The sequence below is a fragment of the Turicibacter sp. TJ11 genome, assembly GCF_021497505.1.
Taxonomy (GTDB): Bacteria; Bacillota_I; Bacilli_A; order MOL361; family Turicibacteraceae; genus Turicibacter.
Map to the genome: position 1 here is coordinate 251,034 of NZ_CP069349.1, position 13,142 is coordinate 264,175.

13 protein-coding genes are annotated in these 13,142 nt (G+C 34.0%); 10 read left to right on the top strand and 3 right to left on the bottom strand.

Annotated elements, in window-relative coordinates:
• Positions 1-51: 51 nt before the first annotated feature.
• From rph to JRC48_RS01190, 5 genes are all read left to right on the top strand, one after another.
• Positions 52-762, top strand: coding sequence for a ribonuclease PH (gene rph, locus JRC48_RS01170; protein ID WP_235070053.1), 711 nt, complete (start codon positions 52-54; stop codon positions 760-762).
• A 13-nt stretch (positions 763-775) separates the two neighbouring features.
• Complete coding sequence (locus JRC48_RS01175; protein ID WP_235070054.1) at positions 776-1,369, top strand: XTP/dITP diphosphatase; 594 nt, start codon at positions 776-778, stop codon at positions 1,367-1,369.
• Positions 1,370-1,381: 12 nt separating this feature from the next.
• On the top strand, positions 1,382-1,891 hold the full coding sequence (locus JRC48_RS01180) for a metallophosphoesterase family protein (RefSeq protein ID WP_235070055.1): 510 nt from the start codon (positions 1,382-1,384) through the stop codon (positions 1,889-1,891).
• Between the two features lie 21 nt (positions 1,892-1,912).
• The gene (locus tag JRC48_RS01185; protein WP_235070056.1) at positions 1,913-2,842 is read left to right on the top strand and encodes a lipopolysaccharide assembly protein LapB; all 930 of its coding nucleotides are present in this window, start codon (positions 1,913-1,915) and stop codon (positions 2,840-2,842) included.
• Between the two features lie 231 nt (positions 2,843-3,073).
• Positions 3,074-3,457, top strand: coding sequence for a hypothetical protein (locus JRC48_RS01190; RefSeq protein WP_235070057.1), 384 nt, complete (start codon positions 3,074-3,076; stop codon positions 3,455-3,457).
• Positions 3,458-3,722: 265 nt separating this feature from the next.
• On the opposite strand, the gene pgeF is transcribed toward JRC48_RS01190, so the two are convergent.
• Positions 3,723-4,538 carry a peptidoglycan editing factor PgeF gene (gene pgeF, locus JRC48_RS01195; RefSeq protein ID WP_235070058.1) on the bottom strand — a complete coding sequence of 272 codons (816 nt, stop codon included), beginning with the start codon at positions 4,536-4,538 and terminating at the stop codon, positions 3,723-3,725.
• A 188-nt stretch (positions 4,539-4,726) separates the two neighbouring features.
• Between pgeF and JRC48_RS01200 the strand changes: the two genes are divergently transcribed.
• A complete protein-coding gene (locus JRC48_RS01200; protein WP_235070059.1) occupies positions 4,727-5,395 on the top strand; it encodes a TrkA family potassium uptake protein in 669 nt (222 codons plus the stop codon).
• A 267-nt stretch (positions 5,396-5,662) separates the two neighbouring features.
• On the opposite strand, the gene JRC48_RS01205 is transcribed toward JRC48_RS01200, so the two are convergent.
• Positions 5,663-7,072 carry an IS66 family transposase gene (locus JRC48_RS01205; RefSeq protein WP_235069119.1) on the bottom strand — a complete coding sequence of 470 codons (1,410 nt, stop codon included), beginning with the start codon at positions 7,070-7,072 and terminating at the stop codon, positions 5,663-5,665.
• A 227-nt stretch (positions 7,073-7,299) separates the two neighbouring features.
• On the opposite strand from JRC48_RS01205, the gene JRC48_RS01210 reads away from it, so the two are divergent.
• Positions 7,300-7,923 carry a VanZ family protein gene (locus tag JRC48_RS01210; RefSeq protein WP_235070060.1) on the top strand — a complete coding sequence of 208 codons (624 nt, stop codon included), beginning with the start codon at positions 7,300-7,302 and terminating at the stop codon, positions 7,921-7,923.
• A 342-nt stretch (positions 7,924-8,265) separates the two neighbouring features.
• Positions 8,266-8,880: a hypothetical protein gene (locus tag JRC48_RS01215; protein ID WP_235070061.1), complete on the top strand. Its 615-nt coding sequence runs from the start codon at positions 8,266-8,268 to the stop codon at positions 8,878-8,880.
• 81 nt (positions 8,881-8,961) lie between these two features.
• On the opposite strand, the gene rnjA is transcribed toward JRC48_RS01215, so the two are convergent.
• Entirely contained in the window at positions 8,962-10,656 is a 1,695-nt protein-coding gene (rnjA, locus tag JRC48_RS01220) for a ribonuclease J1 (RefSeq protein ID WP_235070062.1), read from the bottom strand.
• 323 nt (positions 10,657-10,979) lie between these two features.
• Here rnjA and JRC48_RS01225 point away from each other — a divergent pair, with 323 nt between their 5' ends.
• Positions 10,980-11,750: a Cof-type HAD-IIB family hydrolase gene (locus JRC48_RS01225; protein WP_235070063.1), complete on the top strand. Its 771-nt coding sequence runs from the start codon at positions 10,980-10,982 to the stop codon at positions 11,748-11,750.
• Between the two features lie 36 nt (positions 11,751-11,786).
• Positions 11,787-13,133 (top strand): tetratricopeptide repeat protein, encoded by a 1,347-nt coding sequence (locus JRC48_RS01230; RefSeq protein ID WP_235070064.1) that lies wholly within the window; start codon positions 11,787-11,789, stop codon positions 13,131-13,133.
• The last annotated feature ends 9 nt before the right edge of the window (positions 13,134-13,142 follow it).

A 13,142-nucleotide genomic window follows, 5' to 3' on the forward strand; every position in this document is an offset into this window, starting at 1 on the left:
GTTATAATAGAGGATGTACGTTTTAATCAGATAAGAAGCAAGGTGATAGACATGAGAGCAAACGAACGAAAAAACAACGAACTAAGAAAAGTAGAATTTATTCCTCATTATATAACTCATCCTGAAGGTGCTGTATTAGTGTCATTTGGAAACACTAAAGTTATTTGTACAGCAACGATTGAACATAAGTTACCACCTTTTATGCGTGGCCAAGGCAAAGGGTGGATTACAGCTGAGTACTCAATGTTACCACGTGCGACGAATACAAGAAATATTCGTGAAGCATCTCGTGGAAAGTTAAGTGGACGTACGATGGAAATTCAACGCTTAATTGGACGTTCACTTCGAGCAGCTGTTGATTTAGAAAAATTAGGAGAACGTACGATTTGGATCGACTGTGATGTGATTCAAGCAGATGGTGGAACGCGTACGGCCTCTATTACGGGTGCAATGGTTGCAATGAAACTAGCCTTTGATAAATTAGTGGCAGATGGAACGTTATCAGAGTCTCCATTAAAAGAGTATGTCGCAGCTATTTCAGTTGGAATTTCTGACGGTGAAGTGATTTTAGACTTAAACTATGAAGAAGACTCAAAAGCTGAAGTGGACATGAATGTGATCATGACAGAAAGTGGTCAATTCGTTGAAATTCAAGGAACAGGTGAAGAAGCGACGTATTCGCATGCACAGTTACTTGAAATGCTTGATGTTGCAAGTCAAGGAATTACTCAATTAATTGAGATGCAAAAACAAATAAGCTAAGGAGTCAAATGGAATGAAAGAAGTTATCATTGCAACTAAAAATGCCGGTAAAGCAAAAGAATTTGAACATATTTTTAGCCAATATCAGATTGCGGTTAAATCTTTATTAGATTTTGAAGCGATTGATGACATTGTTGAAGATGGACAGACATTTGAAGAAAATGCCTTAATTAAAGCACGTTCAATTGCTAAACAATTTAATCAAGTCGTAATCGCAGATGATTCAGGATTAGAAGTGGATGCTCTAGATGGACGCCCAGGGGTGTACAGTGCCCGTTATGCAGGAGAAAGTCGCGATGATCAAGCCAATATTCATAAAGTTTTACATGAATTAGAAGGCGTTCCAGAAGAAAAGCGTACGGCTCGCTTTGTGTGTGCGTTAGCTTTAGTCACACCTGAAGGACAGGAATGCGTGGTCCGTGGAACTTGTGAAGGTCAGATTCTAACACAATGCATTGGAAATGAAGGATTTGGATATGATCCAATTTTTTATCTCCCAGAGCTTGAAAAAACAATGGCACAAATTCCAAAAAGTAAAAAGAATGTGTTAAGCCATCGTGCGGATGCCTTTATGAAATTAAAAGAAGTTTTAATGACATTCATGTAGGGGTTATAAGCTATGAAAATTGTAGTTGTTAGTGATAGTCATGCAGATACTAAAAGCTTAAAACAAATTCGAGAGCGTCACTTAACTCAAGCAGATTTGTTTATTCATTGTGGTGATTCTCAGCTAATGAGTCATCAACCAGAAATTCAAGGCTATTTAACCGTTCGTGGAAATTGTGATTTTGATAAAAATTTTCCATTCGATCGACTTGAAAAACTAAATGACAATGACACGTTACTGATGACGCATGGTCATCAGTATGATGTTAAATACTCAATGCAACGTCTATATTATAAGGCTTTAGAATTAGGAGCGACCATTGTTTGTTACGGTCATTCTCATTGTATTGGAGCAGAAATGAATGAGGGAATTCTGTTCTTAAATCCAGGAAGTGTTCTTTTACCACGAAATACAAAAGAAAAAACCTATGTCATACTTACGATTGCTCCTCATGAATTAGAGGTTGCTTATATGGAAGTGGGAACTGGCAAGACGTTAATAACAAAAAAATTTAGTCGCTAATAAAGAAAGGTAGGGGGGCGAATGCAAGAACAAACTTACCAATATTATTTAAATCAAAAAACAGTAGCAGCTCATTATTTAGAAATTGGAAATCTTTCAAAAGCATTAGAACATTTTATTAATGCCTACCAAACACCTTTTGGAACAGAAGACTTAGATTTAATGCTTGATTTAGCTTTTTTATATGATGAAGTTGAGGAACCATCAAAGGCGATTCAACTCTTTTATGAGATGGCGAAAATTGATCCAGAGTTTCCAACCTCATATTATGGGTTAGCAACGATTTATGATGATAATGAAGATTATGATAAAGCGATTTATTATTATCAAAAGACAATCGAGTTAGACCCTAATTATGAATCAGCTCATTTTTTCCTAGCTAATATCTATGATGAATTGGGTCAAAATACTGAGGCGATTTATCATTATGAAAAAACAATTGAAATTGATCCAAGCTACTATTACGCTTATATTAATTTAGGTTGTATTTATGAATCAGAAGATAAAAACTTAAAAGCTTATCATTATTTTTATCGGGCTCACCAAGTCGATCCATCCGATTACATGGCTTTATTTAATCTAGGGGTTGCGTGTCGAAAGCTCGGGCAAATTAAAGAGGCGATTCGTTATTATCGTAAATCACTTCAAAGTAATCCGGACTATTCATTTACTTACTTGAACTTAGCTATTTTATATAAAGAAGAATTTAAAGATTATCAAGAAAGCATTGCGATTTATACGGAGGGAATTAAATATAATCCTGAAGTTTCTGTTCTTTATTATAATCGTGCGTGTTGTTATGCCCTGTTACATGATAAGGAAGCTGCACTAGAGGATATTAAAATTTCAACAAAGCTTAGTCCAAGCTTAATTGATTACATGAAAACAGACGATGAACTATCGGAAGTAAGACAAATGGCTAATTATCAATTATTATACGGTAACGATTAAAAAGATAGCTCAATTAGCAAGAGCTATCTTTTTTGATGAAAAGCAACGAAAGAAATCTCAAGATAATTCTATGATCGTGAAAAGTAATTATAATTTTTGCAGTAGATGATAGATTTTACTGTTAAGAGATATATTCAAATCGTAAGAAGTTCTATGGTATTCTCATATTAGTTAAGGTTTATGTCTATAATATATGGTATATTATAGAAAAAGATAAAAGGAGTTAATTAGATGAAAAGAAGAAGTATATTTTCAATGTTATTTGTATTACTTTCATTTGTTATCTTTATTTCAGGATGTTCTCAAAAAGCGGATGATTATAATCACAATTTAAGTATTACAAATCATACGGATCAAAGTTTAAAAAGTATCACCTTTCATGCAGAAGATGAATCACTAAATCTGATCAATGCTGATAATAAAGCCCTAAAATCAGGTGATAGAGTGAATTTAAAAGCTCCATATAGCAAATTTAAGTTGCAAGTAGTAACGGATGATGATAGCGAGTACACAAGTCAATATTTTTTCTTCGATTTTGAAGAAAATAATGAACCTCAGAATATTTCGATTGAGAAAGATTCAACAGATACAGTTATTTTTATCGTAACTGAATAAGGCTTTTAAAAACCGAATCAGATGGGTTATTGATGCTGATTAAATGCACCTAGTTAATATTTACTTAAATAAAAGTCTAATTCAGTATGCTTTTTAAAAGATAAAAGAGTTTAGATTTATAATGCCGTTCTTAGAAAGAAAAAAATTCTTAACTAGTTTTTATCGGCTATTCTAGCGAGAATAGAAAAAAGACCAAACGATTTTTGTGTCTTTAACGCTTCTAAATGAAGACGTTAAATCTCACGTGATGTTTGGTCTTTTCATTTTATTTGTTTAAACACATAAAGTTCATCATACGACCGGTTTGATTATTTTTTCTAAAACTGTAGAATAAATCTGAATCAGTATAAGTACAGTATGATGTCACTAAAATATTTTCTGCCGGTACGCCATCATGTAGTGCCTGTTTATAATTTAATAGTTTCGGATCAAATTTGTATTGTCCACCACCTAATTCAATGAATGTTTCTTCGATGCCTTTAATAGAAGATTTTTTAACTTCATTAATTACCGTATCATCGACACGATAAGCATCACGTCCGATGCAAGGACCAATCGCTACTAAAATGTCTTTCGGATCAATTTGTTCCACTTCTTTTAGTGTTTTTAGCATTTCATGCATCATTCCGTCTACCGTTCCTCGCCATCCCGCATGAGCAACACCAATTAATTCATGTTTTGGAGCGTAAAAATAAAGAGGCGTACAGTCTGCATAAAAGGTTGCTAAAACAACGCCTTTTTCTTTTGTGTATAATCCGTCAGTTGCTTTAATTCCTGATTCAAAACTATGAACACCTGCTCCTAAATCAGCGCTTGTTACGTGATGAACCTTTGTAGTATGTAATTGCTCTGCAAACACCCACTGCTCAAGAGGCATTTCAATAGATTCAGCGACTAATTCACGATTTTTTAAAACGGCCTGTGCATCATCGCCAACATGATAAGCAATATTTAAGCCCTCAAACGCTCCTGTTGAAGTTCCCCCTTTAATAGTGGTAAAACCTGCGATTAAATGATCATTTTGTTTCATCCATGAGTCTAAAAATAGTAAATTTTCTTTCAAAATAAATGGTTCTTTCATATTATCACCTCAAGTCTTATTATAACAGACCACAACAGAAAAAATGAAAAAACTCCATCATAATAACATAGAAAAATCTAATTAATCATGTTAAAATTATCTAGAACAAATAATGATCAATTCATGATCAAATATGAGGTAAGCATCTAATACGTTTAGGTGCGACCAATAATAAAGAGGGATTTGTTATGGACAAGAAAGATACAACATTTGCCGTTATCGGATGTGGGCAATTTGGAGGAAGTGTCGTCGAAGAGTTAGCACGACAAGGGGCAGACGTTTTAGCGATTGATAATAATGAGGAAGTCATTAAAAAATATGTCAACATCGCAACACAGGCCATTATTCTAGATTCAACAGATGAAGAAGCATTAAGAAGTATCGGAATTCGTAATATTGACCATGTCATTGTGGGGATTGGGCAAAATATTCAGGCCAGTATTTTAACTGTTTTATTATTAAAAGAAATTGGCGTGAATAAAGTTACAGTTAAAGTTGTGAATGATTATCATAAAAAAGTTATTTTAAAAATTGGAGCCGATTCTGTTATTCAACCAGAAAAAGATACGGGGAAACGTTTAGCACATCAAATCTTATCAGACTTTGTTCTAGATTATTTAGTGTTATCGGATACTTATAGTATTGTTGAATTGCTTGCAGCGGGACCAATCATAGGTCAAACCTTAATTGATCTAAATATTCCTCAGCGTTTTGGCATTAATATTGCCGCTATTAAACGCAATTATAACATCGTCGTACCACAAGCTAATACGGAAATTAAAGAGGGCGATGTGTTGTTAGTGATTGGAGAAAATAAAGATATTAGTGAGTTTGATCACTGGTTGTTACATAGTTAAAAAGATCCCTGACGGGATAATCAAATATAAATGAAATAGAAAAAGAAGAAATCTGATGGAAAGATTTCTTCTTTTTTTGTAGGGTAGATTATTTAAAAAGTACCGGTTTTAGAGTCTCGATAAAAACAGTTAAATTAGCAATACACTCGTGTCCGATTATTGAGCTAGTTTTTTGATAAATGATAAAAAATATTGTAACTATTCAGCCTAGTAGAAAAGAGTATCACAAAAAGGAGTGCTCATTTAGTGAAGTACTCCTTGTGAATGTTATGAAAATTGAATCGTATTTCCCATTAAAATGGTTTCAATACTTTCGATAATATTTAATCCTTGCTTTTGACAAGTAGAGATGAAACCTCTGATTCGGGCGAAACAATGAGCACCTTTTTCTGTTCGGAAACATCCGGATATTTTTTGTTTAGTTTTAGTCATTCGGACATCACGCTCAGCTAAATTATTATCAAACGGAACTTCAACTTGATACAGAAATTCTAATACTTCTTCTTGTCGTTTCGATAAACGATTGAGTAATCGAACGGAATCCGTATTCTTTTCATGCAGTTTTAAAGGATTCTCACGGTAACCCTCTTCGATGATTTGTTGGTATCGTTTCTCAAACTCCTGTATTTTAGATAAGGGTAAAGGATATTCCGTCTCTTCTGAATAAGTTTTAGCTTCAAGTAATAATTTCGTCATGTTTTTTGCCCACTGTTGGTTCTCAAAATCGATGATTCCTTTAAACTCTCTTAAATGATGAACGTTACATAAAGCATGCGTACAATCATCATATTTAAAATACGGGGTCCAATGGTCATGGATGACGGTTCCTTTGAAAGAGGGAAGAATGCCATTGGCTTCAATGGCTTGAGAGCCACGCTTTTCATGAACAAAGTAATGCGTGAATTTTTGATTTGAAGTCACGTGAAGCCAGTGTCTCTTTCCATTGACATAACAGCCTGTTTCATCTAAATGAAGATGATTTGATGCCAAAAGATTTTCTTTGATTGAGGCTTCAGTCGTTTCTAATAACTCATCACATCGTTTCGTCATATTCACCAGTGTTCCTTGGCTGATGGTCGCTTTGAAAATATCTTGAGTCAATTGTTTCAGACGGTTGAAAGGAATCAATTGATAGTGACTGAAATAAGTTAATACACTTGTTAAATGTGGCCCATATTGTGTCGGTTGTGTGACATGTTTCGGAAATAGTCCTTCATTTTTAAAGTGACAGTTAGGACATACTTTAATTTGGGATTGATGCTCAGTCACTTGAAGCCTTAAGCTCGGTAAATCAAAAACTTGACGTCGAATCGTTTTTTGAGGTTCAACGTTTTCTAAACAACACCCACACCCTTGGCAAGTTTTCGGATGATGTGTGACGACATGATCCGGATCTTTTATCATTTTTAAGGTTGAACCTTGATGTCCGACTTGACCACCCGGTTTTTTATTTGAAGGTTGACGCAAACTTTTTGTCTTTTTAAAACCATCGGTTGACGGAGGTAAGCTACTATTTTGACTGGTTTGATTTGATTGTTTTTCAAGTTTCTTAAGGCGAGCATCTAAATCTGAAACAGTCTGAGATAACTCAGAGATTTGAGTGGAAAGTCCTTGAACTAAACTAATAACGGATTGAATCCCCTCCTGATAAACTTTGATGATTTCAGATTCTGACATGAGATGACACCTTCTTCTAAAGTTGGAATAGTAAGGATATTATAACGTAAATCTTACAAATAGGTAAGTTATTCACGAGAGCTACATATCATTAACAAAAACACCAAGGAATGGAATTCATTTACTTGGTGGCTGAATAGTTACAAAATATTTAACTTTTTTTACCAATCATTTATAATCATCTTATAAGACATTAGTTGACTTTATGATGAAGAGGAGAAAAAACGATGTATACTTATGGATATTTATTTTATGTACCAATCACTATTTTAGTTTCAGTTTTATTTATAGTTAATGGAATAGTTGGTAAACGACCATTAGCTTATTATCTTTTATCATTACTAGCCATTATTTATATTAATAAAGCTATCGAGCTTGCTATTTTCTCATTTGTCATAGCTGATCTACCTGAGTTTAGTATTTATAATAATATAAATTTAAGTATTAATTTATCTCATTTAAGTCGAGTTCAACTCATTGGAAATGTGCTCTTAACTGTGCCTATTGGAGTAGGGATTCAATATTTTATTAATACTAAATTCACGGAAAGATTAGTGTTATCTATTCTTTTAGCCTTAAGTTTTGAATTTGTTCAGTTGATTTTATTGCTAACGTTAAAACCAATAGATATCTTCTTTGATATGAATGACATCATTTGCAATGGAATGGGAGCGGTGATTGGTTTATTAATCGCCTATCTGATGAATCAAGTACTGTGCAAGTTACCAATTAAATCGAATCAAGGGCTTCTTTCCTATGTTCATCAAGTAGCCCTGAATTGTTCTAAAAATCAAAAGAGCTTAGATAATCTTAACGATTTAAAACAATCAAAAAAGTTACTTAATAGTTAGTCTTGCGTGATGACTTAGTGACATCCTATAAAAAAGTCGTGACGTGAGCAACTTGTTAAAGGTCTATCTCATCAGATGAGATGGACTTTTTTATGATTAGGCTATTCTATATGTAAAGAAGCAGAGTAACGAATTATCACGTTTTAGTTTGATAAGAAAAATGATAAAAAATTAGAGCGTGTTTTGATAAAATGTAAAAATTTTTATCAAACGACAAAGAGATTGTAGAAAAAAGATGAAAAATAGAATTTAAACATTAAAAATAGTATCAAAAGCGGTCATTTATGATATACTTTCTTCATTATCTAAAATTAAATTAAAATTCAAGTGAGGGATAGATAGATGAAAGTTAAAAAAATAGGTTTAATGATGTCAGCTGTTGCAGTCGCTATCGGATTAGTAGGATGTCAATCAACAAACTTACCCGAAGGTGATGTCAAAATTGTGAATCAGCAAGTTTCAGGAGTCATCGGGTTATTATTAGAATCAGCTGATTATGGACCAGAACAAAGTACAGTTGCTTCAATGGTTTTACCAACAGGATCAGCTTATGATGTTAATTTGACAGTAGAACAATATGAAAACGGTGAATTAGTTGAAACAATTGAAGTTCCAACCTATACAACGGATTCAATGACAAAAAACTCAATTGTCCATTTAATCTTAAATATTGGACAAGATGATGTTAAATCAATTATTTCGATTGCAGAAGTAGATCATGAAAAAACAACAGATGAAAGAAATCCAGAATATAAAATGACTAAAACAGAACTACCAGCTATTAATTTCGAACAACGTGTAGCGATTGATCAGTATGGAGGAGAGTTAGGTCAAGAGATCGTTTTAGCTGCTTACACAACAGGTGGATCAACGGCTATAACACTAGATAACTATGAGAAGCAAGTGGCAAACTATACGGCTATTTCAGTGGTTAAAATGAATATTACTCAGAAGTAAAATAAAGTAGCGCTGCTAAACTGAGCAACGCTTTTTATAAGATCAATAAAAAAGCTCTCATCGATTGATGAGAGCTTTTGATTAAATCTCCATGATGATTGGTAAAATCATTGGACGACGTTGTGTTTTATTAAATAAGAATGGTGAAACGACATCACAGATCGCTGACTTTAATTCTTCAGCTGAGAAGTTTTTAGAAGTTTGTAACTTATGTAATACCACTTCGCGAACTGCGATTTCTGTATTTTTAATTAAATCTTCAGATTCTTTCATATAAACGAATCCACGAGAAACGACATTAGGTCCATTTAATAAACGTTTTTCAGAGCGTTTAATCGAAACAGCAACAATCACTAAACCATCTTCAGATAAGATTTTACGATCGCGAATAATTTCTGTTCCAACATCACCAATACCGCTATTATCCGTATAGATCGTCCCACTAGGCACACGACCTGCTAAACGAGCTCCGTTTTGATTAAAGGCTAAAACATCACCGTTATTAATAACGAAACAATTTTCTTCACGAACCCCGCACTGCACTCCAAGTTGAGCATGAACACTTAACATACGATACTCACCATGAATAGGTAAGAAGTATTTTGGTTTCATTAAACTTAACATTAACTTTAACTCTTCTTGTCCAGCATGACCCGACGTATGAATATCCGTTAAAGGACTGTGAGTAATCACGTCAGCTCCTGCACGGTATAAAGCATTAATCGTACGTCCAACGCTTAACGCATTTCCTGGAATCGGTGAAGATGAGAAGATCACTGTATCGCCTGGAATGATTTGAATTTGACGATGAGTTCCGTTTGCAATACGAGAAAGAGCTGCCAATGGCTCTCCTTGTGAACCGGTACATAAGATTGTCACTTCTTCTTGAGGAAGATGTTTAATTTCATTAGCTGAAATAAAAGTATCTTCAGGGCAACGGATGTAACCATACTCTAATCCAATTTTAATCGTCGCTTCCATACTGCGTCCAAAGATTGCAATTTTTCGATTAGTTGCCACACAGGCTTCTACAATTTGTTGTACACGATGAACGTTTGAAGCAAACGTCGCGATAATAATACGTCCTTTAATACGTTTAAATGTATCACTTAAATTTTCACCGACACGACGTTCTGAGATTGTAAAAATAGGTAATTCACTATTTGTACTATCAGATAACAGACATAATACACCCTCTTGACCTAGGCGTGCCATTTTGGCATAATCAGCAGGCGGACCAATTGGTGTAAAGTCGAATTTAAAGTCTCCTGTATGAACGATTGTTCCTTGCGGTGTTTTAATCGCAATTCCATAAGAATCTGGGATACTGTGATTTGTACGGAAGAATTCAAACGTAAAGTGTTTTGATTTAATGACCGTTTCAGAATTGAATTCTACAATGTTGGCTTGGCGTAATAATTTACGCTCTTCTAATTTATTCTTAATCAGCCCAATAGCTAATTTTCCAGCGTAGATTTTAGGTAATTTTAATTGGCGTAGTAAAAATGGAATCCCACCGATATGATCTTCATGGCCGTGGGTAATAAATAAACCGACAATTTTATCTTGATTCTCAACTAAGTATTGATAATCAGGAATAACATAATCGACTCCTAATAAATAATCTTCTGGGAACTTGATTCCCGCATCAATGACACAAATCTCATCTTTATATTGCACGCAATACATATTTTTTCCGACTTCACCTAAACCACCAAGTGCAAAGACAGCAACCTCGTTTGGTTTAAAGTGAGAGTTCTTTTTACGTTGACTCATAGTACACGCCCTCTCATTTCATTTTTATTGTTGTTTCTTAAAAAAATTAATCCATTTTTACGCAAATTACATAATCCTTTAAACGTCTCTGGTCCTTAACTTATTTTGGACATCCTGCTAACATTATAACATGAGATTGACAAAAGGTCGAAAAAATTATCTTTAAATCAAAATCTTATTAAAGTCTACAACCAACATTACTTATTATACCATTACATCGCTGCAATATAACAGATTAGGACTTGAAATTCTGTAATAAATTTACTATTATGAATGAAATAGTACAAAAACTTGACATACTAACATGAAGGACGTGAGGGAAGATGAAGAAAAGTTTAATTTTATTTGATATCGATGGAACCATCTTACAAAGTGATATTAATGAAATTCCGAGTAGTACGATTGTGGCCATTCAAAAATTAAAAGAAGCGGGACATGAACTAGCAGTCGCTACGGGACGAGCTTTATTTTTAGTTGATGAGCGTATTAGACAATTACCTTTTAATACATTTGTAACAGCTAATGGGCAACATATTATGCATCAAGGCGAAGTAATTTATGAAAATGCTATTCCAACGGAAGTGATTGAAAGTTTAATTGAGGAAGCTAAAGCAATGGATCAAGCCGTGGGGTTATTAACGGCCACTCGATCAACAGTCACAGGATCAGATGAGGCAGTTCAAGAATCGTTTAAACGTGTTTCGATTGAGATGCCAGAAATTTTACCTGACTTGCACAAAGAAGAATCTATTTTACAAGCGTGGTTTTTTACAGAAAACTTTAAACCTCTAGCTGAGAAATATGAGCAGCATTTACGTTTTGTGCCTTGGATCAGTTTTGGAGCAGATATCGTTCCTGTGAATGGTTCAAAAGCAGAAGGAATTAAACAATTGGTTCAGCATCTTTCTGAAAAGCCGGAGCAGATCGTTGCTTTTGGGGATGGCTACAATGATATTGAAATGTTACAACTAGCCGATATAGGGGTAGCGATGGGAAATGCTAGCGATGCAGTGAAAGCACATGCTGATTTTATAACAAAGCCAATCGATGAAGATGGCATTTATTATGCTTGTGAGAAACTAGGATTATTTTAAAAAACTTATAATAAGGAAAGAGGAGGGTGATTCAACATGAGTATCTCAGCAGAACCTACTCCAATTGAATACATTGAACAATTATTAGATGAGCAACGATTTGAAGAAGCTGAATCATTATTGCTTGAACAATTAAATCGTAAAAAAAATCTAGCAGCTGTTTATAATGCATTAGCCATTATTGCGATTGAATCTTATCAAGACTATCACCGCGCAGAAAAGTATTATAAGCAAGCGATTGACTATCATGAAAACTCATCGACACTATATTTTAATTTAGCTATTTTATACGAACAATTTTTAGATCAGCCACTAGAAGCTATGTCATGTTATGAAAAAGCGATTGAGTTGGATTCAAACTATGTCGATGCTTATATTAACTTAGCCGAATTATGTATTGATTTAAACCATGATGTAGAACGAGCATTTAGTTGTAGTCAACGCGTCTTAGAACTGGAACCTAATCATGCGCGTAATTTAAATAATCTAGGCTGTTTATTTATTAAATATAAGAATGATGCCCAGTCAGCTATTCCGTACTTTGAAAAATCTGTCGCCTTATCAACGAATCCCGCTACCGCGTTGGCCAATTTAGCGGATGCCTACGTTCGAGCCGAACGATATGATGAAGCCAAAGAAGCTTATGAAAAAGCATTAGAATTAGATTCAGATAATCCACTCGTTTGTCATAACTATGCCCATGTATTAAGACATTATTTTCAAGCTTATGATGAAGCTGCTTCTTATTATCGTAAAGCCATTGAAATCGATCCGTATTCACTTGTCTCTTATCAAGGATTACGTTCTCTTTATGCTCATAATCTACATGATTCAAAAAGTGCAGTAGAGGTTCTTGTTTCAGCGCTTGCTTACTTTAATGAAGAGGAAGGGTTAGTGTTAGAAATAGCCAACATGTACGACTTTGAATTAAATGATTATAAAAAAGCCTTACATTACTATGAACGAGTGTTAGAGATTAATCCGAATAACCTTTTAGCTTTAAATGCTTTAGCATATTTAAATGTAGAAATAGTCAAAGATTATTTAGTGGCCCTTGATTATTATTTACGTGTTTTAGAAGTAGATGATGAAACGCCAAGTACATACGTGAACATTGGTCATTTATACTTTTATCATTTATCAGACTATCAGTTAGCTAAACGATATTATTTAAAAGCTGACGCTCGAATTCAAGGAAAAAAATCACCAATCAAATATGCCGGAGAGCTGTATTATAATTTAGGAATGATTTATGAAAACTATTTAAGTGACGAATATCATGCCATCGAGTCCTATGAAAAAGCTGTTTCATTAGGGCAAGATCAAAATGCCCAAAAAAAGTTAATTTCTTTATATACCCATCAATCATCACGTATTCATTAAAAAAAGACC

Excerpts from the sequence above, each read along its gene's own strand:
- JRC48_RS01200 (WP_235070059.1), top strand. The coding sequence starts at position 4,727 with ATGGACAAGAAAGATACAACATTTGCCGTTATCGGATGTGGGCAATTT.
- JRC48_RS01185 (WP_235070056.1), top strand. The coding sequence starts at position 1,913 with ATGCAAGAACAAACTTACCAATATTATTTAAATCAAAAAACAGTAGCA.
- JRC48_RS01215 (WP_235070061.1), top strand. The coding sequence starts at position 8,266 with ATGAAAGTTAAAAAAATAGGTTTAATGATGTCAGCTGTTGCAGTCGCT.
- JRC48_RS01175 (WP_235070054.1), top strand. The coding sequence starts at position 776 with ATGAAAGAAGTTATCATTGCAACTAAAAATGCCGGTAAAGCAAAAGAA.
- JRC48_RS01210 (WP_235070060.1), top strand. The coding sequence starts at position 7,300 with ATGTATACTTATGGATATTTATTTTATGTACCAATCACTATTTTAGTT.
- rnjA (WP_235070062.1), bottom strand. The coding sequence starts at position 10,656 with ATGAGTCAACGTAAAAAGAACTCTCACTTTAAACCAAACGAGGTTGCT.
- JRC48_RS01225 (WP_235070063.1), top strand. The coding sequence starts at position 10,980 with ATGAAGAAAAGTTTAATTTTATTTGATATCGATGGAACCATCTTACAA.
- rph (WP_235070053.1), top strand. The coding sequence starts at position 52 with ATGAGAGCAAACGAACGAAAAAACAACGAACTAAGAAAAGTAGAATTT.
- JRC48_RS01205 (WP_235069119.1), bottom strand. The coding sequence starts at position 7,072 with ATGTCAGAATCTGAAATCATCAAAGTTTATCAGGAGGGGATTCAATCC.
- JRC48_RS01230 (WP_235070064.1), top strand. The coding sequence starts at position 11,787 with ATGAGTATCTCAGCAGAACCTACTCCAATTGAATACATTGAACAATTA.
- pgeF (WP_235070058.1), bottom strand. The coding sequence starts at position 4,538 with ATGAAAGAACCATTTATTTTGAAAGAAAATTTACTATTTTTAGACTCA.
- JRC48_RS01180 (WP_235070055.1), top strand. The coding sequence starts at position 1,382 with ATGAAAATTGTAGTTGTTAGTGATAGTCATGCAGATACTAAAAGCTTA.
- JRC48_RS01190 (WP_235070057.1), top strand. The coding sequence starts at position 3,074 with ATGAAAAGAAGAAGTATATTTTCAATGTTATTTGTATTACTTTCATTT.